This window comes from Lactobacillus delbrueckii subsp. bulgaricus (assembly GCF_046938665.1).
Classification (GTDB): Bacteria; Bacillota; Bacilli; order Lactobacillales; family Lactobacillaceae; genus Lactobacillus; species Lactobacillus delbrueckii_C.
The window spans coordinates 119574-140172 of the sequence record NZ_JBKZCD010000002.1 but is presented as its reverse complement, the minus strand read 5'-3'; the positions used below and the strand labels follow the sequence as shown (position 1 = coordinate 140172).

Annotated in this window: 19 protein-coding genes; 17 read left to right on the top strand and 2 right to left on the bottom strand. The window is 51.7% G+C overall.

Features of this window, described 5'->3' with window-relative positions; all coding sequences use genetic code 11:
• Positions 1 to 15: 15 nt before the first annotated feature.
• Positions 16 to 450, bottom strand: coding sequence for an ACT domain-containing protein (locus tag ACLUXO_RS02115; RefSeq protein WP_412136147.1), 435 nt, complete (start codon positions 448 to 450; stop codon positions 16 to 18).
• 139 nt (positions 451 to 589) lie between these two features.
• On the opposite strand from ACLUXO_RS02115, the gene ACLUXO_RS02110 reads away from it, so the two are divergent.
• The 3 genes from ACLUXO_RS02110 to ACLUXO_RS02100 are packed head-to-tail and all read left to right on the top strand — an operon-like array spanning position 590 to position 4058.
• Positions 590 to 1738, top strand: a complete 1149-nt coding sequence (locus ACLUXO_RS02110) for a homoserine dehydrogenase (protein ID WP_412136146.1) — start codon at positions 590 to 592, stop codon at positions 1736 to 1738.
• Positions 1731 to 3071, top strand: a complete 1341-nt coding sequence (locus ACLUXO_RS02105) for an aspartate kinase (protein ID WP_412136145.1) — start codon at positions 1731 to 1733, stop codon at positions 3069 to 3071. The genes ACLUXO_RS02110 and ACLUXO_RS02105 overlap by 8 nt, the downstream gene beginning before the upstream one ends.
• On the top strand, positions 3072 to 4058 hold the full coding sequence (locus ACLUXO_RS02100) for an aspartate-semialdehyde dehydrogenase (RefSeq protein ID WP_412136144.1): 987 nt from the start codon (positions 3072 to 3074) through the stop codon (positions 4056 to 4058).
• A gap of 78 nt (positions 4059 to 4136) precedes the next feature.
• Here the strand turns inward: ACLUXO_RS02100 and ACLUXO_RS02095 are convergent, their stop codons facing one another.
• Positions 4137 to 4751, bottom strand: coding sequence for a lysophospholipid acyltransferase family protein (locus ACLUXO_RS02095; protein ID WP_412136143.1), 615 nt, complete (start codon positions 4749 to 4751; stop codon positions 4137 to 4139).
• Between the two features lie 70 nt (positions 4752 to 4821).
• Between ACLUXO_RS02095 and ACLUXO_RS02090 the strand changes: the two genes are divergently transcribed.
• The 14 genes from ACLUXO_RS02090 to ACLUXO_RS02025 all read left to right on the top strand — a co-directional run bounded on the left by ACLUXO_RS02090 (position 4822) and on the right by ACLUXO_RS02025 (position 20598).
• Positions 4822 to 5832, top strand: a complete 1011-nt coding sequence (locus tag ACLUXO_RS02090; protein ID WP_412136142.1) for a GIY-YIG nuclease family protein — start codon at positions 4822 to 4824, stop codon at positions 5830 to 5832.
• 163 nt (positions 5833 to 5995) lie between these two features.
• Positions 5996 to 6757 (top strand): 30S ribosomal protein S2, encoded by a 762-nt coding sequence (rpsB, locus tag ACLUXO_RS02085; protein WP_270447754.1) that lies wholly within the window; start codon positions 5996 to 5998, stop codon positions 6755 to 6757.
• A gap of 62 nt (positions 6758 to 6819) precedes the next feature.
• Positions 6820 to 7848, top strand: a complete 1029-nt coding sequence (gene tsf / locus ACLUXO_RS02080; RefSeq protein WP_004560782.1) for a translation elongation factor Ts — start codon at positions 6820 to 6822, stop codon at positions 7846 to 7848.
• Positions 7849 to 7997: 149 nt separating this feature from the next.
• Positions 7998 to 8723, top strand: a complete 726-nt coding sequence (gene pyrH / locus ACLUXO_RS02075) for a UMP kinase (protein ID WP_270447756.1) — start codon at positions 7998 to 8000, stop codon at positions 8721 to 8723.
• Positions 8723 to 9280 (top strand): ribosome recycling factor, encoded by a 558-nt coding sequence (frr, locus tag ACLUXO_RS02070; protein WP_412136141.1) that lies wholly within the window; start codon positions 8723 to 8725, stop codon positions 9278 to 9280. Before pyrH ends, frr begins: the two co-directional genes overlap by 1 nt.
• Positions 9281 to 9282: 2 nt before the next feature.
• The gene (locus tag ACLUXO_RS02065) at positions 9283 to 10014 is read left to right on the top strand and encodes an isoprenyl transferase (protein WP_412136140.1); all 732 of its coding nucleotides are present in this window, start codon (positions 9283 to 9285) and stop codon (positions 10012 to 10014) included.
• A gap of 5 nt (positions 10015 to 10019) precedes the next feature.
• Positions 10020 to 10817 (top strand): phosphatidate cytidylyltransferase, encoded by a 798-nt coding sequence (locus ACLUXO_RS02060; protein ID WP_412136139.1) that lies wholly within the window; start codon positions 10020 to 10022, stop codon positions 10815 to 10817.
• Between the two features lie 9 nt (positions 10818 to 10826).
• The gene (gene rseP, locus ACLUXO_RS02055; protein WP_412136138.1) at positions 10827 to 12074 is read left to right on the top strand and encodes an RIP metalloprotease RseP; all 1248 of its coding nucleotides are present in this window, start codon (positions 10827 to 10829) and stop codon (positions 12072 to 12074) included.
• A 39-nt stretch (positions 12075 to 12113) separates the two neighbouring features.
• Positions 12114 to 13811, top strand: a complete 1698-nt coding sequence (locus ACLUXO_RS02050; protein WP_412136137.1) for a proline--tRNA ligase — start codon at positions 12114 to 12116, stop codon at positions 13809 to 13811.
• A 12-nt stretch (positions 13812 to 13823) separates the two neighbouring features.
• Positions 13824 to 18161, top strand: coding sequence for a PolC-type DNA polymerase III (locus ACLUXO_RS02045; protein WP_412136136.1), 4338 nt, complete (start codon positions 13824 to 13826; stop codon positions 18159 to 18161).
• Between the two features lie 109 nt (positions 18162 to 18270).
• Positions 18271 to 18747 carry a ribosome maturation factor RimP gene (gene rimP, locus ACLUXO_RS02040; protein WP_412136135.1) on the top strand — a complete coding sequence of 159 codons (477 nt, stop codon included), beginning with the start codon at positions 18271 to 18273 and terminating at the stop codon, positions 18745 to 18747.
• A gap of 19 nt (positions 18748 to 18766) precedes the next feature.
• The gene (nusA, locus tag ACLUXO_RS02035) at positions 18767 to 19978 is read left to right on the top strand and encodes a transcription termination factor NusA (RefSeq protein WP_412136134.1); all 1212 of its coding nucleotides are present in this window, start codon (positions 18767 to 18769) and stop codon (positions 19976 to 19978) included.
• 9 nt (positions 19979 to 19987) lie between these two features.
• On the top strand, positions 19988 to 20287 hold the full coding sequence (gene rnpM, locus ACLUXO_RS02030; RefSeq protein WP_072551267.1) for an RNase P modulator RnpM: 300 nt from the start codon (positions 19988 to 19990) through the stop codon (positions 20285 to 20287).
• 26 nt (positions 20288 to 20313) lie between these two features.
• Complete coding sequence (locus ACLUXO_RS02025) at positions 20314 to 20598, top strand: L7Ae/L30e/S12e/Gadd45 family ribosomal protein (RefSeq protein ID WP_412136133.1); 285 nt, start codon at positions 20314 to 20316, stop codon at positions 20596 to 20598.
• Position 20599: the final 1 nt, after the last annotated feature.

Here is a 20599-nt window from a genome sequence, read left to right as displayed (position 1 = left end):
AGACGCGCTCTTTTCTTATTCTAATCCGGCAAGCTGGAGATTTTTAACAAAGGGGAGACTTTTCAAATCAGCCAAAAGGGTGTTGAGATCCCCCTCAAGGCCGGCCAGGTCCAGGGACATCAAGACGCTGGCGTGGCTGGCCAAAGGGATGGCCTGGGAAATAGTCAAAACCGAGGCCCGGTGGTCGGTCACGCAGGTCAAAACGGCTGACAGGGCTCCAGGCAGGTCAGCTAAAAGCAGGGACAAGACCGCCTGCTGGCCCCTTGCAGGGTCCTTGGCTCTAAAAACATAGTCTTTATAGCGGTAATAAGTGTTGCGGGAGATGCCGACCCGCTCAGTCGCCTCGGTGACGGTGGCTGCTTCCCGGCTGTCCAGCATTTCTCTTGCCTCCAGGACCTTCTCCAGATAGTCGGGCAGGATCTTTTTATGAACGTAAAAATAGTCGGCCATGGCAAATCCTCCTTTGACATATTGCTTTAATTTTTGTTTAATAATAAGTGACTTTTCCCTTGTCAGGCCTTGCGGATAATGATACTATGTTTTTAATTCAAAAACAAGTGTCCCTAGATTAGAAACAATGGAGGCGGGTATGCAAATTGCGATCTTAGGCCGCGGCGTGGTTGGCGGCGGCATTGTCAAGCTGGTTGAAGAAGGTGAAAGTCCGCTTTTGCGGAAGATTAAAATTAAAAAAATCCTGGTGCACAGAGATGAACAGATCCTGGATGACCAGCATACGACTGACTTTGAGGAAATCGTGAGTGATCCGGAAATTTCAGTGGTTTGCGAGTGTATCGGAGGGTTAGAACCGGCCCACAGCTATGTTAAGCGGGCCCTGGAAGCCGGCAAGCACGTGGTGACGGCTAATAAGAAGATGCTGGCGGTCCATGCCGGCGAGCTCTTTGCCTTAGCCAGGCAAAAGGGCCTGGTATTGGCCTATGAGGCCAGCGTTGGCGGCGGCATCCCCTGGATTGACAACATCAAGCACATCCAGCGCCTGGAGCCGGTCACGGCCTTCCAGGGGATTTTTAACGGGACCAGCAACTACATCCTTTCCCAGATGGCAGAAAAGGACCTGGACTTTGCTGCATGCTTAAAAGAAGCCCAGGAGCTGGGCTACGCGGAAAAGGATCCCAGCGATGACATCGACGGCGGGGACGTTTGCTACAAGGTCTGCTTGTCAGCCTTGACTGCTTTTGGCAAAATTGCTGATCCAAGCCAGGTTGACCAGTGGGGGATCCGGCATTTGACCAAGGAAGACTTTGCCTGGGCCAAGGCAAATGGCCGGACCATCAAGTTGCTGGGCCGGGGCCGGCAGGCAGGTGAGAAGCTGTCCTTGCAGGTTTTGCCGGTCATGCTGAAAAAGACCAGCCTTTTAGCCGGAGTGGGCCTTAACTTCAATGCCCTGGAAACTGATTCCGCCTCCCTGGGTCCGGCAACCTTCGTCGGCCAGGGGGCAGGGTCCTTGCCCACCGCCCATGCGGCTGTCCAAGACCTCTTGGATCTGGCTGAAGGGAAAAAGGAAATCGTGCAAAGTGCTGAACCGGGTCAGCTGACTGATGAAGAAGAGCAGACTTTCTACCTGCGGACTGACCGGGCGGATTTTTTCCAGAATGTAGTAGCAGAAAGCATCAGCGAAGAGGCATTTTTGACCAAAAAGCTGACTTTGGCGGAAATTTCAAGCCTGGTCAAGGAAAGCGGGGACCCGGCAGCCTTTTTGGCGGGAGTGGCAGATGAGTAAAGCAGTCAAATTCGGTGGCTCTTCAGTCGCCAACAGCGAACAGTTTAAGAAAGTCAAGCAAATCATTTTGGCTGATCCGGACCGCAAGTACGTGGTGACCAGCGCCTGCGGCAAGAGCGGGCAGGAGGACCATAAGGTCACCGACCTCCTCTACCTCTGCGCGGCCCACATTACCTATGACGTCAGCTATGAGTCGATTTTCCAGTCTATCGTGGACAAGTACATGGAAATCAAGCGCAGCTTGGGCCTGAAAATCGACTTGGCCGGAGAATTCGCCAAGATCCGGCAGAACATGGCCCAGAACTTGAACCTGGACTACCTGGTTTCCCGGGGCGAATACTTGACTGGCCTTTGCCTGGCTGAATACCTGGACGCGGACTTTGTTGACGCCAGCCGGGTGATCCGTTTCCATTATGACGGCTCAATTGACCTCGAGAAAAGCCAGGAACTGTTAAAAGCCCAGGTTGACCCGGGCCGGCGGGTAGTGATTCCCGGCTTTTACGGCTCTTTGCCTAATGGGGTGATCAAGGTCATGAGCCGGGGCGGGTCAGACATTACCGGGTCAATCGTGGCCAATGCCTTCGACGTTGACGTCTATGAAAACTGGACTGACGTTTCGGGCTTTTACGTGGCCGATCCGCGCATTATCAAAGATCCTGTCCAGATTCCCCGGATTACCTACTCGGAATTGCGGCAGATGAGCTATATGGGAGCCAATGTCCTGCATGACGACGCGGTTTTTCCCGTCCGGCAGAAAAACATCCCGATCAATGTCCGCAACACCAACCATCCGGAAAATCCCGGCACCATGATTATGAATGATTGCAGTGAACTTGATGCGCAAGAGCCGCCTCATGTCATCACCGGGATTACAGGCAAGCAGGACTTTACGGTCATCACCATGGTCAAGTCGCATGTTTCAGCTGAGGCCGGCTTTTTGCGCAAGGTCTTAGCCGTTTTTGAAAAATTTCAGATCTCGATTGAAAGCGTCCCGGTCACGGTCGATACTTTTTCCATTGTGGTCCAGACCAAGAAGATCGAGCGCTATCTCTATGAGATCGTGGCGGAATTAAAGCAGGACCTGCACCTGGACGATATCCAGGTCGAAAGCCAGCAGGCCATGCTGGCAGTGGTTGGCCGGGCCATGCGGCAAATGCCGGGGATGTCGGGCAAAATTTTGTCAACACTGGGTGACCAGCAGATCAACATCCGCACCATTAACCAGGCTTGCGATGAACAAAGCATCGTCATTGGGGTCAACAACCAGGACCTGGTGCCGGCAATCAAGACGATTTATCAGCAGTTTATTAGTGAAGAAAGAGTGGAACGATAAATGAAAATTGGTATTTTAGGAGCTACAGGGGCCGTTGGCCGGCAGATGCTGGAATGTATTGAAGAAAGACAATTGCCGGTTGAAGAACTGCGTGTTTTTGCTTCCGAGCGCTCCAAGGGCAAAAAGCTGCCCTTTGCTGGCCAGGAATTGACCCTGGAAGTGGTCAGCCAGGAAAGACTGAATGGCCTGGACTACGTTTTGGGGGCAGTTTCTAACAGTCTGTCTAAGGAATACCGGCCCCTGGTTGAAAAGAGCGGGGCAGTCTACATCGACAACAGCTCAGCCTTCCGGCAAGAAGACGGCGTACCTTTGGTAGTTCCTGAAATTAATGGCCAAGATGCTTTAGACCACCACGGCGTGATTGCCAATCCCAACTGTTCAACCGCCATTACCTTGATGGCTCTGGCTCCAATTGCCAAGTTGTCTCCGATTAAGGCTATCAACGCCTGCACTTACCAGGCCGTTTCCGGCGCCGGCATGGGCGGGATCAGCGAACTGAAGGATGAAGTAACGGCTTTGACCAAGGGAGAGAGCGTGGAAGCCAAGGTCTTCCCGGCCCAGATCGCCTTTAACGTCATCGCTGACATTGGCAGTCCTTTGGAAAACGGTTATACGACTGAAGAAATGAAGATGCAGAATGAAGGCAGAAAGATCTTGCACTTGCCAGACTTGTTGGTGACCTGCACCTGCGTCCGGGTCCCGGTCTACCGGTCCCACTCAATTGCGGTGACGGTTGTTACTGAAGAACCGGTCTCAGTTGAAGCTGCTGAAAAAGCCATCGCGGCTTTTGACGGCGACCTCTTGGTTACGGATCACACTCCAACTCCCCTGGAAAACTCCGACAAGGATATCGTGCAAGTCGGCCGCTTGCGCCGGGACTTGACCAACCCTAACGGCCTAAACCTCTGGTGCACCGGCGACCAGATCAGAAAGGGGGCGGCAACCAACGCAGTCCAGATCATGGAATACCTGGAAAATAACAAGTAATCAGCAGCAGTAAAAAGCATAAAGAAAAAGGATTGAGCGCCATACTCAATCCTTTTCTTGTTGTTTTATCATCTTTAATTATTTGGCTTCATAGTGGAAATCCGGATCCAGTTCCTGGTCGATCCGCTTCCAGGCGTCTTCCAGCTGCTGGTTGTAGGCAGCTTCGGTTTCCGGGGTCAATTTGGTCTTGCGGTCAATGACGATCGGGTCGCCAAAGTTGATTTCCATGCCTTTTCTTTGCAAGACCCCTTTAAAAGTAAGCGGGCCCTGGTAGACAGCCGGAAGCAGGGGCCGGCCGGACATTCTGGCGATAACCAGGGCGCCGGACTTAAGGGAGGCTGAGTGCCGGGTGCCGGATGGGAACATGATCAAAGACAGGCCTTCTGACTTTAAGCCCTTGACCGGGATCTTGATAACCGAAGGACCTGGATGCTCCCGGTTGACCGGGAAGGCGTGGGCATTGTTTAAGATCCAGCGGAGGACCGGATTTTTAAAGAGCTCCTGCTTGGTCATGAACATGAATTCCGTAGGGCTGGCGGCCAAAGCGAAAAGAATCGGCTCCCACCAGTTCCGGTGAGGGGCAACCAAAATGTAGGTGCCTTCGGGCAGTCTTTCCTTGTGGTGGACATGCAGGTGGCCGTTTAAGACCCAGACGATGAAGCGGGCGATCGGTCTGAAAATACGATAAAGCATAAAAGAACCTCCAAATGATGTAGAATAAATTATAACACATCTAAGAATAAGGGACGGGCTTCAGAATTACATGATTGAACTAAAGGAAAATGAACGTATCGATTACATGCTGGGCGAGCAGCTGAAAATCATCCAGGACGGGCAGTCTTTTGCCTTTTCCCTGGATACCCTGCTTCTGGCTTACTGGGCCAAAGAAGCCATCAAAAACCGGTCCAAGGTGGTTGAACTCTGCAGCGGCAATGCGGCAGCCAGCCTCTACATGGCCGCTTTTAACAAGGCCCATTATGACGATGTTGAACTGCAAGAAGACATCGTTTCCAAGGCCCGGCGGTCGGTTGAATTAAACGACATGCAGGACCGGATCACGGTCCACCAGGGCAATGTCAAAGACGCGGGCAGCTTTTTGCGAAAAGACAGCTATGACGTCGTCGTGGTCAATCCGCCATATTTCAAGGCCCCGGCCGGCCACAAGCTGAACCCGGACCGGTCTAAAGCCATTGCCCGCCATGAACTGGAGATCAACCTGGAAGAAATCATCGCCGTTTCCGCCGGCCTCTTGAAAATGAAGGGGAAGATGTTCATGGTCCACCGGCCAGAGCGGCTGGGTGAGATCATCAATTACGGCTTTAAACATGACCTGGCCGTTAAGACTGTCCAGCCCTTTGTCTCCAGAAGAGGGCAAGACGCCAATTTAGTCATCGTTGAAGCGGTCAGAAGCGGGAAAGGCGACGGGCTGGTTCTGCGCGACGCCATCGAAGTCCATGAGGCAGACGGCAGCAATACCCCGGCCATCAAGGAAATTTTAGAGGCTAAATTGCCAGAGGAAAAGCATTACTTTTATGTCCTTTTATGCAGCGACGGCAGCTTTTACGGCGGCTATACCAACGATCTGAAAAAACGCCTGGCAGCCCACAATTCCGGGAAAGGCGCCAAGTACACCAAGAGCCGGCGGCCGGTTGAAATGATCTATCATGAAGAATATGCCGACAAGCGGACGGCCATGCAGCGGGAATATTGGTTCAAGCACCATGACCGGGCCTGGAAGGAAAAATTTTTGCACGAGCAAGGGGTTAATTTTTAGGCGGAAAAGCTTGCGCTTAAAGGAAAAATCGAGTATGATAGACAAGCGTGCGATTGCACGCTAGAAAACACATCAAGAGCGATCGGCGTTCAGGTGCCTAAAGACAAACGGTTGAACGCTGAAATGAACGCTTGAGAGGAAATAACCTAGGAGGAATTTATTTATGTCAGTTGTATCTATGAAGCAATTGCTTGAAGCTGGTGTACACTTTGGTCACCAAACTAGAAGATGGGACCCGAAGATGAAGCCATACATCTTCACTCAAAGAAACGGGATCTACATCATCGACCTGCAAAAGACCATCAAGATGCTTGACGACGCCTACAACTACGTTAAGGCTGTTGCTCAAGACGACGGTGTTTTCCTGTTCGTTGGTACCAAGAAGCAAGCTCAAGAAGCAATCGCTGAAGAAGCTACCCGTGCAGGTCAATACTACGTCAACCAACGCTGGTTGGGTGGTACTTTGACTAACTGGACTACTATCCAAAGCCGGGTTAAGCGTCTGAAGGACTTGAAGAAGATGGCTGAAGACGGCACCTTCGACGTACTGCCAAAGAAGGAAGTTGCTTTGCTGACCAAGGAAATGGACAAGCTGCAAAAGTTCCTGGGCGGTATCGAAGACATGCCTCGGATTCCTGACGTAATGTTCGTCGTTGACCCTAAGAAGGAAAAGATCGCCGTTCACGAAGCTAACAAGCTTGGTATCCCAGTTGTAGCCATGGTTGACACCAACACTGACCCAACTCCGATCGACGTAATCATCCCTTCAAACGATGACGCTATCCGTGCTATCCGCTTGATCGCCGGTGCTATGGCTGACGCCGTAATCGAAGGCAAGCAAGGTGCAGATAACGCCGACGTTGAAAAGGAATTGTCTGAAAGTGCTGAAGAAAACTCTGCTGAAGAAGTAGACGACGCTGAATAATTTGTCGTAAACTATCTTTGGAAGAATTCTGTTATTTAGTTTGACCTGGAGGACTTTTTTAAATGGCAAACATTACTGCTAAGCAAGTCAAGGAATTGCGTGAAACTACTGGTGCCGGCGTCATGGACGCCAAGAAGGCCCTGGTTGAAGCCGAAGGCGACATGCAAAGAGCTATCGAAATCATCCACGAAAAGGGTGAAGCAAAGGCTGCCAAGAAGGCTAATCGGATCGCTGCTGAAGGTTTGACTGGCGTTTACGTAGACGGCAACGTTGCTGCTATCGTTGAAGTCAACGCTGAAACTGACTTCGTTGCGCAAAACGAACAGTTCAAGACTTTGGTCAACGAAACTGCTGAAACTATTGCCAAGGGCAAGCCAGCTAACAACGAAGAAGCTTTGGCATTGACCATGCCTTCAGGCGAAAGCCTTGAAGAAGCATACGTAAATGCTACTGCGACTATCGGTGAAAAGATTTCCTTCCGCCGCTTCGCTGTTCTTGAAAAGACTGATGACCAACACTTTGGCGCTTACCAACACAACGGCGGCCACATCGGCGTTTTGACTGTTGTTGAAGGCGGCGACGAAGCCTTGGCTAAGCACATTGCAATGCACATTGCCGCAATGAGCCCAAAGGTTCTGTCCTACAAGGAACTTGACCCAGCTTTCGTCCGCGAAGAACTGGCTCAACTTAACCACAAGATTGACCAAGACAACGAATCACGTGCCATGGTCAACAAGCCAGCTTTGCCACACCTTAAGTATGGTTCAAAGGCGCAATTGACTGACGAAGTCATTGCCCAAGCTGAAGAAGACATCAAGGCAGAACTGAAGGCTGAAGGCAAGCCAGAAAAGATCTGGGACAAGATCATCCCAGGCAAGATGGCCCGCTTCATGCTGGACAACACTAAGGTTGACCAAGAAAACACCTTGCTCGCTCAACTTTACGTTATGGACGACAGCAAGACTGTTGAACAATACCTTGAATCAGTCAACGCTTCCGTAGTAAGCTTTGTTCGTTTCGAAGTCGGCGAAGGCATCGAAAAGAAGCAAGAAGACTTTGCTGCTGAAGTTGCTGCACAAATGAAGAACTAATTTCTTCTAGCAAGAAAAAGGATGGGGAAACCCATCCTTTTTTTGTCGGCAAATTTGCTTTTAAGAATTTAAACTGGTGAAATAGGATAAATAGGAGAGACAGTTTTCTGTTTTATGGTAAAATAGTTAGAGCTAATTAGGAGGGCATTATGAGTCAAGTTAAATATAATCGTATCATTTTGAAAATTTCCGGCGAAGCTTTGGCCGGGGAAAAGGGAACTGGCATTGACCCAACTGTGATCAAGAAATTGGCGCACGAAATCAAGCTGGTTCATGACATGGGCGTGCAAATCGGCGTCGTCTGCGGCGGCGGTAACATGTGGCGCGGTGAAACTGGGGCCAAGCTGGGCATGGAAAGAGCTCAAGCTGACTACATGGGCATGCTGGCCACGATCATGAATGGCCTGGCCCTGCAAGATGGCCTGGAAACTGCTGGCGTGCCAACCAGACTGCAAACCTCAATCTCCATGCGGCAGGTAGCTGAACCTTACATCCGCCGGGTCGCAATCAGCCACATGGAAAAGAACCGGGTCGTTATCTTCGGCGGCGGCACTGGCAACCCATACTTCTCAACTGACACCACGGCTGCTTTGCGGGCAGCGGAAATTAACGCTGACGTGATCTTGATGGCCAAGAACGGGGTTGACGGGGTTTACACTGCTGATCCGAACCTGGACCCAAGTGCCAAGAAGTTTGCTGAACTGACCCAGCTGGACATGATCTCCAAGGGCCTGCAAGTCATGGACAGAACTGCCAGCTCCTTGTCCATGGACACTCATATTCCATTGATCGTCTTCAACGTCAACACTCCAGGCAACATCAAGCGGGTAGTTGAAGGCGAAAACATCGGGACGATTATCAGAGGTGACAAGTAATGAACAACGAAACGATTGCTAAAGCCAAGAGCAACATGAGCAAGTCCATCGAAGTCTACCAGAGCAATCTGGCAACTGTCCGGGCAGGGGTAGCCAACGCCTCCCTTTTGGACCGGGTGATGGTTGAATACTACGGGGTACCAACTCCGCTGGTGCAAATGGCTGGGATCACCATTCCAGAACCACGGGTTTTGATGATCACTCCATATGACAAGACTTCTTTGAACGACATTGAACACGCCATTTTGGCCTCCGACCTGGGCCTTACGCCGGCTAACGACGGTAACGTCATCCGGCTGGTTATCCCGCAACTGACCGGGGAACGGCGGCAGGAAATTGCCAAGGAAGTCGGCAAGCTGGCTGAAGAAGCCAAGATTGCTGTCCGCAATGTCCGCCAGGAAGCCATGAAGGCTTTGAAGAAGCAGGAAAAAGACGGCGAAATCACTGAAGACGAAGAACGGCGCCTGGAAAAGGAAGTCCAGAAGGTCACTGACGAATCAACCAAGAAGATTGACCAGATGGCTGACAACAAGCGCAAGGAAATCACTCAGGGTTAATTATGGATAAGAATAAGCAGCTGAATCATTTGGCGATCATCATGGACGGCAATGGCCGCTGGGCAAAGAAGCGGCATATGCCGCGCTTCATGGGCCACAAGGCCGGGATGGACAACGTTGAAAAGATTGCGCTCGCAGCAGATGAGTTGGGAATTAAAGTCCTGACTCTTTATGCTTTTTCGACGGAAAACTGGGCCCGGCCCAAGGATGAGGTCAATTATTTGATGAACCTGCCGGTCAAGTTCTTTGACAAGTTCATGCCCCGCCTGCAGGCCCACAATGTCAAGGTCAACATCATGGGCTATCTGGATGCCTTGCCGGAATCAACCAGGGAAGTGGTTGAGCGGGCCATGGCAGAAACCGCGGCCAATACCGGCCTGGTTTTAAACTTTGCCTTTAATTACGGGTCAAGAAAAGAAATCGTTTCAGCCGTGCAGGCTCTGGCAAAAGAGGCTGCCAGCGGGGAAATCGCGCCGGAAGAAATTACTGAAGACATGGTCTCCGCCAAGCTGATGACCGCCAAGTTTGCCCCTTATTCTGATCCAGACCTCTTGATCAGAACATCTGGCGAGCAGAGAATCAGCAACTTCCTGCTCTGGCAGATTGCTTACTCAGAGCTTGCCTTTACGGACAAGGCCTGGCCGGACTTCGACGAAAACGACTTGGCCGAAATGGTTAAGATCTACCAGCACCGGGACCGGCGCTTTGGTAAATTAGATGAAACAGATAGTTAGGTAATATGAAACAAAGAGTAATTACAGCAGTTGTTGCTTTATTGATTTTTATCCCGGTCCTAGTTGCCGGGGGCATGTGGATTGACTGGCTGGCTGCCTTTTTGGCTGCTGTCGGCATCAGTGAAGTCTTCTTGATGAAGAAGCAGATCCTGGTCTCAGTTGACTTTACCCTGGCTGCCCTGGCCACCTTGACCTGGACCGTGCCCAACTCCTTCTTTGGCTTTTTGCCAAAACACTGGAGCAAGTGGGGCGTCTTCTATGCCTTGGTAATGATGCTTTTGACCTGGACGGTTCTGTCTAAGAACAAGACGACTTTTGACGATATCGGCGTTTACGTCCTGTCAAGTTTGTACATCGGGACTGGTTTCCACTACCTGGCTGCGATCAGAAACAGCGATCCAGTCCACGGTTTGTGGCGCTTGCTCTTTGCCTTCGTGATTGTCTGGACGACTGACACAGCTGCCTACATGGTTGGCCGCAAGTTCGGCAAGCACAAGCTTTGGCCAGTAATCAGCCCGAACAAGACTTGGGAAGGGTCAGTCGGGGCCGTGATCATCGCGGTTATCGTGACGGCAATTTATGTCAACCTGGCTCCAGTCGGCGGCGACAAGACCAGCTTGATCATTGCTTCCTTCTTCCTGTCAGTCGCCGGCCAGATGGGCGACCTGGTTGAATCAGCCTACAAGCGCTTCTACGGGGTTAAGGACTCCGGCAAGATCCTGCCGGGTCACGGCGGGATCCTGGACCGGTTTGACAGCACGCTTTTCGTTTTGCCAATCGTTGCCTTGATCTTTGGAATTTAGGAGGTCGCTGTGAAAAGTATTCTAGCCTTCATTATAGTTTTTGGCCTGGTGGTCTTTGTCCACGAATTCGGGCACTTTTTCGTGGCGAAAAAGGCCGGTATTTTGGTGCGCGAGTTTTCAATCGGCATGGGGCCAAAATTGGTTCAGTGGCGGCCTGGTCAAACGACTTATACCATCCGCTGGCTGCCGCTGGGCGGCTATGTTCGCTTGGCTGGTCCTGACGAGCAGAGTGAAATCGACCCGGGGACGGCAGTTGTCTTGGAACTGAATGAGGCTGGAATTGTTACGCGAATCGATGCTTCAGAATCAGACCTGCCGATCGAAGGCCGCCCCTTGCGGGTGACCAAGGCCGACCTGGTTGATGACTTGACCATTGCCGGGTATGAAAATGGCGATGAGAGCCAGCTGGTGACCTACAAGGTCGACCATGACGCGACCATGATCGATGACACGGGCACCGAGCTGCAGATTGCCCCCCGGGACGTGCAGCTGCCGGCAGCCAAACCATGGAAGAAGCTGGCAACCTCTTTTGCCGGACCGTTTATGAATGTTGTTTTGGGCTTTGTGGTCTTGATGATCTACAGCTTTGCTTCAGTTGGCCCGGCAACAACGACCGTAGGCCAGGTAGCGGCAAACTCCCCGGCCCAGCACGTTTTGCAAAAAGGCGACCAGATCGTGGCCATCAACGGTCGGAAGATCAGTACTTTTGACCAGGTCAGCCAGGCGATTGACTCTTCTAAGGGTAAGACACTGACGGTCAAGGTCAAGCGGCGGGGAAGCGAAAAGTCAGTCCAGCTGACGCCAAAGTACTCAAAGAAGACCAAGTCATACCTGGTGGGCATCGTGGCTAAGGCCGACAACTCATTTTCCGCCAAGCTGAAGCGGGGCTGGGACTTGAGCTGGCAGGTAACAGGAATGATCTTCCAGGCCCTGGGCAACTTGTTCAAGCACTTCAGCTTAAACAAATTGTCTGGCCCAGTCGGGATCTACTCGGAAACTTCAAAGGCAACTTCCATGGGTCTGACCTACATGCTGGCCTTCGTCGGCATGCTGTCCATCAACCTGGGGATCGTCAACTTGATTCCAATTCCAGGTCTGGACGGGGGCAAGCTTTTGCTGGAACTCATCGAGCTCCTGCGGGGCAAGCCGATTCCAGAGGAGCATGAGACAGTCGTTGACTTGATCGGGGTGGTCTTCTTGCTGATTTTGATCATCGCCGTAACTGGTAACGACATCTACCGCTACTTTATCAAGTAGTCCTTGAAATAATAAATGTTTAGGAGAATTTAATTAATTATGCGTCAATCAATCTTTTTCATGCCGACGCTGAAGGAAACTCCAGCCGACGCGGTTGCAAAGAGCCACCAAGTAATGCTGCGGGGCGGCTACATCCGGCAGGTTACGGCTGGTGTCTACTCATACCTGCCGCTGGGCTACAAGGTCTTGCGCAAGACTGAAAAGATCATTGAAGAAGAAATGGCTAATGCCGGCGTCGTTGAAATGATCATGCCGCACATGCTGCCAGCTTCAATGTGGGAAGAATCAGGCCGTCTGCCAAAGTACGGTCCGGAAATGTTCCGCTTGAAGGACCGGCATGGCCGGGAAATGCTGCTGGGGCCAACCCACGAAGAAACCTTCACTGACGTGGTGGCTAAGAGCCTCAAGTCTTACAAGCAAATGCCCCTGCACCTTTACCAGATTCAAACCAAGTTCCGGGATGAAAACCGGCCACGTTTCGGTCTTCTCCGGGGCAGAGAATTCGTAATGCTGGACGGCTACAGCTTCGCGGCCAGCCAAGAACAGCTGGACAAGCAGTTTGATGATGAAAAGGCAGCCTACCTCAAGATCTTCAAGCGCACAGGCGTTGAAGTCCGGCCAGTTATCGCTGACTCCGGGACGATGGGGGGCAAGAACTCCACTGAGTTCCAGGCACCTGCCGCTGTCGGTGAAGACACTATTGCCACCAACGCTTCCGGCACATACGCCGCTAACCTGGAAATGGCCGTCAGCGTTGATACCTTCAAGCAAGAGCCTGAAGAACTGAAGGCAATGGAAAAGGTTGCTACTCCAGGCTGCGACTCTATTGACAAGCTGGCAGAATTCTTGCAAGTGCCAGCCACTAGAATTGTCAAGAGCGTCCTCTACATCGTTGACGAAAAGAAGAAGGTTCTGGTTTTGATCCGGGCTGACAAGGAAGTCAACGAAGTTAAGCTGACTCACCTCTTGGACTGCGACAGCCTGCGGGTTGCTGAAACTAGCGACCTGGAAGAACTGACCGGGGCCGGCAAGGGCGGCGTTGGCCCGGTAAATGCTGACTGGGCTGACGAAATCGTGGCTGACGAAACTGTCAAAGGCCTCTACAACGTGGTCGTTGGTGCTGGCGAAAGCGATGCTCAATTCATCAACGCTAACCTGGACCGGGACTTCAAGGCTGACCGCTTTGCTGACCTCCGGGTTGCCAACGAAGGCGAACCTGACCCGGTTGACCATGAACCGCTCCAGTTTACTACCTCAATTGAAGTTGGCCATATCTTCAAGCTGGGGACCTACTACACGGAAACCATGGGGGCTAAGTTCCTGGACCAAAACGGCAAGTCCCAGCCAGTCATCATGGGCTCATACGGGATCGGGGTTACCCGTCTGCTTTCAGCCGTCGTTGAACAGCACGCGACTGAAAATGGGGTTGCCTGGCCAAAGGAAATCGCGCCATTCGGGATTCACATCATCCAGATGAAGATGAAGGATGAAATCCAAAGCAAGCTGGCCGAAGACCTGGAAGCCAAGTTTGCCAAGTATGACGTCCTTTACGATGACCGTAACGAACGGCCTGGCGTCAAGTTCAACGATGCTGACCTGGTTGGCGCGCCAATCAGAATTACTGTTGGCCGCGACGCGGCTGACGGGGTCGTTGAAGTCAAGCGCCCAGGCGACGACCAGGCACAAAAGCTGGCCGTTACCGACCTGGAAGACTTTATTGCCAGCGAATTAGATTAGGATTGAACTCTCGTGACTGATAAAAACCAACTTTTTCTCAAATTGTTAAAACAGGTCGGCTTCCCGGCAGGGGCAGCTGACGAAGCGGTTTTACAGGCAGGGGAGATAAAAAACGTGGATGTCTACAGAAAAGAACGTAGATGGGATATCCACGTTTTTTTTACTACTCCACTGCGTTTTGAAAGCTACAATGCCTTGAACCAGGCAATCAAGCATGAATTTAATGACTTTGTTGACACCCGTTTGTTAGTCGAAACGGCTGATGGCCAGCAGCAATACCTGCCAGACTACTGGCAGTACGCGGTTGAAAATTCAGAAGTCTTGTCCGCCAATCCGGCGGCCCAGAACTTCCTGGTCGGGCAGGCGCCCCATGAAGATAGCGGCCGCTGGGTTATTCCAATCAATGGCCAGCTTTTTGACAAGATGCTGGAGCAGCGGCTCCTGGACAGCTTCTCTTTAGAGCTGCGCGATTACGGCTTCTTTAACGTCAAGCTCTTGACGGAAGTTACTGACCAGGGCGGGCAAAGTGATTTTGAAAGCCTGGCCCAGCTGGTGGAAGCCCATGAGAAGAACATGCAGGAGGCCTTCCAGCAGGCCCCGGCCAAGCCAAAGCCAGCCCCCCGCCCCAGCTACCAGGGCCGGCGGGGGAAGAAGACCAGCTTTGGCCCAGGCGCCATCAGCGACAAGGCAGAGATTACCCAGCTAAAAGACTTGTCAGAAGACCAGCGCAGCGCGGTTGTCGAAGGCCATGTCTTCAAGGCGGAAATGCAGGAACTGCGGTCGGGCTCCTTTATTTTTAACGGGGAAATGACTGACTATACCGGTTCTATTTCTTTTAAGAAGTTCGTCCGTGATTCCGACAAGGAAGAAATCGAATATTTGAAAGGCATTAAGCCTGGTGTCTGGATCCGCATGCAGGGCAGCCTTAAGGATGACCAGTATGCCCATGACTTGATCTTCAACATCTACAGCATGGAATTAACCGAGCACGTGGGCCGGCAAGAAGCCTACCAAGGTGAAGAAAAGCACGTGGAATTGCACGTCCACACCAACATGAGTCAGCTGGATGCGACTAGCGATGTAGCAGACATCATCAAGACAGCTAAGAAGTTTGGTCAGCCGGCCATCGCCATCACTGACCATGCTGACCTGCAGGCCCTGCCGAATGCTTTTGAAGCGGGCAAAAAGACCGGGATGAAGGTCATCATGGGACTGGAGGCCAACATGGTTGAAGACCACGGCCTGCTGGTTTTAAACCCCGCCAGCATGAAGTATGAAGACCAGGAATTCGTCATTTTCGACGTTGAAACGACCGGTCTGTCTTCGGTTTACGATACGATTATCGAAATCGGGGCGGTCAAGATGAAAAACGGTGAAGTTATTGACCGCTTTGACAAGTTCATCAACCCCCACCATCCATTGTCTGAAACTACGATTAACTTGACTTCAATTACGGACGAGATGGTCCAGGCGGCTGATGACGAAGCTGTCGTAATCAAGCAGTTCATGGACTTCTACGGCAATGACCCGCTCTGCGGGCACAATGTCCAGTTTGACGTGGGCTTTGTTGACGCGGCCTTGAAGCGCTGCGGCTACCCGGAAATCAGCCAGCCGGTCGTCGACACTTTGGAAGTTTCCCGCCTCCTGCACCCGGAACAGTCCCGTCACACCCTGGATTCGCTTTGCCGCAAGTACAATGTGGTCCTGGAGCACCACCACCGGGCCAACCAGGACGCTGAAGCAACCGGCTACCTGATGTTCAAGCTTTTGGATGCCTTTAACGACAAGTACCAGGAAGATGACCTGGGCAAGATGAACGACTACAGCAACGGGGAAGGCTACAAGCGGGCCCGGCCGACCCATATTACAGTCTTAGCCCAGAACCAGAAGCCAGGCCTGCGGAATTTGTATGAACTGGTCTCCCTGGCCGGGATTAAATACAACTTCAAGGGTCTGAGAACCCCTAAGTCAGAACTCCGCCGCCTGCACGCCGGCCTTTTGTACGGGTCTGCCTGCAGCCAGGGGGAAGTCTTTATTGCCATGATGCAGAAGGGCTATGAAGAAGCCAAAAAGAAGGCGGAATTCTACGACTTTTTGGAAATCCAGCCGCCGTCAAACTACTCCAGCTTAATTGCCGATGGCTTGATTGCTGATGAAGCCCAGCTGGAAGAGATTCTGACCAATATTTACAAGCTGGGTAAGGAGCTGAACAAGCCGGTCGTGGCAACTAGCGATGCCCACTACATCGACAAGCATGAAGCCATCTACCGGGACGTATTGCTGGCTGCCCAAAGGGGTAACCCAAACCGCAACAAGCAGCACCCTGACCTGCACTTCTATACCACCCAGGAGATGCTGGATGAATTCAGCTTCATGGGCGAAGACATTGCTAAAGAAGTGGTCATTAGCAACCCGAACAAGATCAATGCCATGATCGATGAGGGAGTGCAGCCGGTTCAAGACGAAAGCTTCCCGCCAAAGATCCCGCATACGGCTGAACGGGTACGCAAGCTGACTTATGACAAAGCCCACGAACTTTATGGTGATCCTTTGCCGGACAATATCCAGGCTCGTCTGGACCGGGAGCTGGATGCCATTATCGGTAACGGCTACGGGGTCGTTTACCTGATTTCCCAGATGCTGGTGGCCAAGTCAGTTAAGGACGGCTACTTGGTTGGCTCCCGGGGTTCCGTCGGTTCCAGTCTGGTTGCCACCATGATGGGGATCACTGAAATCAACCCTATGCCGCCTCACTACCGCTGCCCGAAGTGCAAGCAGTCAGAATTTTTTGAAAATGGCGAATATGCCTCTGGTTTTGACCTGCCGGATAAAAAGTGTCCTAACTGCCAGGTCATGATGGTTAAAGACGGGCAGAACATTCCATTTGAAACCTTCCTGGGCTTCCACGGCGACAAGGTGCCCGACATCGACTTGAACTTCTCTGGTGACTACCAGCCAGTTGCCCATAATTTCATCAGAGTTATGTTTGGGCCAAACCACTCCTTTAAGGCCGGCACCGTAGGTACCCTGGCCGATAAAAAGGCGATTGGCTATGCCAAGCACTATCAAGACGAGCACCCGGAAATCAAGATGAACAACGCGGAAGTTGACCGCCTGGCCATCGGGGTTACCGGGGTCAAGGCCACAACCGGCCAGCACCCGGCCGGGATCGTCGTTTTACCGGATGACAAGGACATCTATGAACTGACCCCCCTGCAGTTTCCATCAGACGATATCTCCAAGGAATGGAAGACGACCCACTTTGACTTCCACCAGATCCACGACAACCTCTTGAAGTTCGACATCCTGGGTCACCAGGACCCGACCATGATCAGAATGCTGCAGGACTTATCCGGGATCGATCCTTTGACGATCCCAACAGATGACCCTAAGGTCATGTCCCTCTTCTCCAGTCCGGAAGCCTTGGGGGTTACCCCAGAGCAGATTAATTCCAAGACCGGGACCCTGGGCCTGCCGGAATTCGGGACGCCTTTTGTCCGGGGGATGCTGGAAGAGACCAAACCGTCTACTTTTGCCGAACTCCTGCAGATTTCCGGCCTGTCCCACGGGACGGACGTCTGGCTGGGCAATGCCGAAGAACTGATTAACAACGGCACTTGCAAGTTGAAGAGCGTGATCGGCTGCCGTGACAACATCATGACTGACTTGATCCACTGGGGAGTCAAGGAAGAAGTCGCCTTTTCAACCATGGAAACTGTCCGGAAGGGGAAGGGGATTTCTGACGAGAACATGGCCGTCTTAAAGGAAAACAAGAATATCCCTGACTGGTATATTCCGTCTTGCTTAAAGATCAAGTACATGTTCCCGAAGGCCCACGCGGCCGCCTACATCTTGATGGCTCTGCGGGTAGCATGGTTTAAGGTTTACTATCCAGAGATCTACTATGCCGCCTACTTCTCAGTCAGAGCCGACAAGGTTGACCTGGAAGCCATGAGCCGGGGCAAGAACACGGTTGTGGCCTTGATCAACCGGATCAAGGAAAAGGGGACGGCAGCGACCAAGCTGGAAAAGGACCTGCAGACTTACATGGAACTGGTCAACGAAGCCATTGAGCGGGGGATCAACTTCAAGATGGTCGACATCAACGAGTCTGAAGCTACGACTTACAAGATCGTGGACAAGCACACCATTCTGGCGCCGTTTAACGCGGTTGACGGCTTAGGCGACTCAGCGGCCAAGCAGATAGTGGCTGCCCGCAGTGAAGCCCCATTTTTGTCAAAAGAAGACTTGCAGGTTCGGGGCAAGGTTTCCCAGAAGATCATGGACTTCTTTGAAAACAACAATGTCCTGGAAGGGATGCCCGACCAGAACCAGCTTTCCCTCTTCTAAGCACTTCTTATTTACAAGTGGGAAAAAATCTGTTATAATCTTTTTCAGATCGAATATTGTAAATTCGAGTGAGCAGCGATGCTCACTCTTTTTATTACGGAGGAAAATTTTGCCAAAAAACTTAACACCTATCCAAGAAGCAATCGAACCGGTCATTATCGGTCATGACTGTGAGCTTGTTGATTTGGAATACGTCAAGGAAAAGAGTCAAGACTATCTGCGAATCTACGTGGACAAGCAGCCAAACGGGATTGACATCGAAACGATTGCGGAGCTGAGTGAGTTGGTTGGAGAAAAATTGGACTCAATGCAGCCAGATCCGCTGCCAGACCCGTATATTTTGGAACTATCCTCACCGGGCCTGGAAAGACCGATCAAGAAGGAGCAGGACTGGGAGAAGGCCAAGGGCCAGTACATCCATGTCGGCCTCTACCAGAAATTGGAAGGCGAGAAGGTCTATGAAGGTCATTTGCTTGACCTGGATGACCAGGAGATTAAACTGGAAATCAAGATCAAGACCCGGCGCAAGCAGCTGACTATTCCGCGCAAGCAGATCGCCAGCGCCCGTTTTGCAATCGAATTTTAGAAAGAGTGATCCAAAACTTATGTCAAAAGAAATGCTGGAAGCCTTTGACGTCTTGGAAAAGACCAAGGGTATCAAACAAGACGTTATCGTTGAAGCCATGAAGGCTGCTTTAGCCGCTGCCTACAAGAAGAACTACGGCCAGGCGGAAAATGTTGAAATCGACTTTAATGAAAAGAAGGGCGATTTTAAGGTTATGGCTTTGAAGACGGTGGTTGACGAAGTGCAAGACGACCGGGTGGAAGTCAGCTTAAAGGATGCCCTGGCCATCAACCGGGCATACGAAGTCGGCGACACGATCAAGTTCGAAGTTACCCCAAAGAACTTCGGCCGGACCGCGGCAGCTACGGCTAAGCAGGTCGTAATGCAGCGCCTGCGGGAAGCGGAAAATGCCCACATCGTCAACGAATACTCCCAATACGAAGATGAACTGGTCACCGGGACAGTAGAAAGAACTGACAACCGTTTCGTTTACGTCAACATCGGCAATGTTGAGGCAGTTATGGACATCAAGCGTGACACTATTCCAGGTGAACACTACAACCCGCAAGACCGGGTCCGCGTCCTGGTAACTAAGGTTGGCGCTGACGGCAAGGGGGCCCAGATCCGAGTATCCCGGACTGCTCCGGACGTAGTCAAGCGGCTTTTTGAACAAGAAGTGCCGGAAATCTTTGACGGGACCGTTGAAATCATGTCCATCGCCCGGGAAGCCGGCGAAAGAACCAAGATCGCCGTTAAGTCCAACGACCCGAACATCGACCCGGTTGGTACCTGTGTCGGCCCGCGGGGCAGCCGGGTGCAGAACGTGGTCAACGAACTGGGCGGGGAAAACATCGACATCGTGCAGTACGAAGAAGACCCATCTGACTACATCGCCAATGCCTTGAACCCAGCTGAAGTCATCGCTGTTCAGTTTGAAGACGAAGACGATGAAAAGAAGGCCTTTGTGATCGTGCCGGACTACCAGCTTTCCCTGGCTATCGGCAAGAAGGGGCAAAACGTCCGCTTGGCCGCCCGCTTGACTGGCTACAAGATCGACATCCGGCCAGAATCCGAAGTCGAATTTGTTGACGAAAGCGAAGTAGAAGACGAAACTGAAGTAGCAGAAGATCAAGATCTCCAGCAAGCAGCAGTTGAAGAAGCAGATGACCAAGCAGAAGCTGAAGCGACTGAAGCTGATGAAAATACAGAAGCAGAAGATGCAGAAGACCTGGATCTTGACGATGAAGAATAGGTGATTTCCTTGAAAAAGAGAAAAATCCCCATGCGGAAGGACTTGTTGACCGATACGATGCAGCCGAAGAAGGATTTGGTCAGAATCGTCGTTGACAAGGAAAAGAATGTTTCTGTTGATCCAAGCGGCAAGAAGCCGGGCCGCGGCGCTTATGTTTCCTTAGAACCGGAGAAGATCGCTGCCGCCAGGAAGTCAAAGGTGCTGGAACGCAGTTTGGGCGTGAAGGTAGCCGATGAATTTTACGACGAGCTCTTCGCTTACGTGGACCACCAGAAGGCAAGAAAAGAATTATTTGGTGATCAAAAATAATTAACAACCGAGAGAAAGCCTTAAATTTGCTTGGTTTGGCCACCCGGGCGGGGAAGACCGTTTCGGGCACGGACATCGTTTTGGCCAAATTGAAGAAGGGCAAGCTTAAGTGCATTATCATCGCGAATGATTTAGCAGAAAACAGCCGCGGCGAGATTGAAGCTGCTTTAAAGGCCCATCCAACGCCATTGGTCGACGTCTTTACGGAAGCTGAACTCAGTCAGGCTGTAGGTAAGAAACGCAAAGTTTTGGCATTAACAGATCGTGGTTTTGCGAAAGCCTTGCTGGATAAGATTAAAGAAGGAGTGTGAT

Coding starts and splice junctions, on each gene's coding strand:
- ACLUXO_RS02115 (WP_412136147.1), bottom strand. CDS start 450: ATGGCCGACTATTTTTACGTTCATAAAAAGATCCTGCCCGACTATCTG.
- ACLUXO_RS02110 (WP_412136146.1), top strand. CDS start 590: ATGCAAATTGCGATCTTAGGCCGCGGCGTGGTTGGCGGCGGCATTGTC.
- ACLUXO_RS02105 (WP_412136145.1), top strand. CDS start 1,731: ATGAGTAAAGCAGTCAAATTCGGTGGCTCTTCAGTCGCCAACAGCGAA.
- ACLUXO_RS02100 (WP_412136144.1), top strand. CDS start 3,072: ATGAAAATTGGTATTTTAGGAGCTACAGGGGCCGTTGGCCGGCAGATG.
- ACLUXO_RS02095 (WP_412136143.1), bottom strand. CDS start 4,751: ATGCTTTATCGTATTTTCAGACCGATCGCCCGCTTCATCGTCTGGGTC.
- ACLUXO_RS02090 (WP_412136142.1), top strand. CDS start 4,822: ATGATTGAACTAAAGGAAAATGAACGTATCGATTACATGCTGGGCGAG.
- rpsB (WP_270447754.1), top strand. CDS start 5,996: ATGTCAGTTGTATCTATGAAGCAATTGCTTGAAGCTGGTGTACACTTT.
- tsf (WP_004560782.1), top strand. CDS start 6,820: ATGGCAAACATTACTGCTAAGCAAGTCAAGGAATTGCGTGAAACTACT.
- pyrH (WP_270447756.1), top strand. CDS start 7,998: ATGAGTCAAGTTAAATATAATCGTATCATTTTGAAAATTTCCGGCGAA.
- frr (WP_412136141.1), top strand. CDS start 8,723: ATGAACAACGAAACGATTGCTAAAGCCAAGAGCAACATGAGCAAGTCC.
- ACLUXO_RS02065 (WP_412136140.1), top strand. CDS start 9,283: ATGGATAAGAATAAGCAGCTGAATCATTTGGCGATCATCATGGACGGC.
- ACLUXO_RS02060 (WP_412136139.1), top strand. CDS start 10,020: ATGAAACAAAGAGTAATTACAGCAGTTGTTGCTTTATTGATTTTTATC.
- ACLUXO_RS02050 (WP_412136137.1), top strand. CDS start 12,114: ATGCGTCAATCAATCTTTTTCATGCCGACGCTGAAGGAAACTCCAGCC.
- nusA (WP_412136134.1), top strand. CDS start 18,767: ATGTCAAAAGAAATGCTGGAAGCCTTTGACGTCTTGGAAAAGACCAAG.